At 45.7% G+C, this 681-nt stretch carries 1 protein-coding gene; it reads right to left on the reverse strand.

Features of this window, described 5'->3' with window-relative positions; all coding sequences use genetic code 11:
- Positions 1-289: 289 nt before the first annotated feature.
- A partial coding sequence (locus ACTHUM_RS16935) for an OmpA family protein (protein WP_440403547.1) occupies positions 290-681 on the reverse strand: 392 nt, incomplete at its 5' end.

Genomic DNA, 681 nt, shown 5'->3' on the forward strand with positions numbered 1-681 from the left:
GATTGGATAACGGGCTGATGTGTATACAAATAAGTGTGTTTTTCGCCGCCGTTTTTCAGACGGCATGAGGCGTGTTTTTAAAATTTTAGGAATTATACTCTAAGTCAGTGTAAAAATTAGAGTATTAATACAGTTTTTTTAAAGGAAAAATTGAAAAGTCTTGTTAATAAAGGAATAAATTTTATGATGGATTGGATTGAGGAGGAGAAATTGCAAACAAAATCTACAAAGAAAAAGGCCGTCTGAAATTTCAGACGGCCTTAAGCATGGGAATCAGACAGCTGTCGGATTACATTTGTTTTTTAGCGGCGTCAATGGCGCGTTGGTCAGGGTTGATCAAGATTTCAACGCGGCGGTTTTGTGCGCGGCCTTCAACAGTAGCATTGGAGGCGATTGGTTGACGGGAGCCGTAACCGAAAGTGCTCAAACGGGTGCTGCTTACGCCACGGGATTGCAGGAAGGTAGCGACAGATTCGGCGCGGTTGCGAGACAATGGCTCGTTGATGGCGTCGTTACCGGTATTGTCGGTATGGCCGTTGATGGTCAAAGTCGTGTCAGGATATTGAACCAGAGTTTGTGCAGCAGCAGACAAGGCGCTTTGAGCTTGACCGCTCAGGGCAGCGCTGCCGGTGGCGAAGGTTACGTTTTCAGGCATAACCAGTTTGATTTGGTTGCCTTGAC

Source organism: Neisseria sp. P0021.S006, assembly GCF_051956895.1.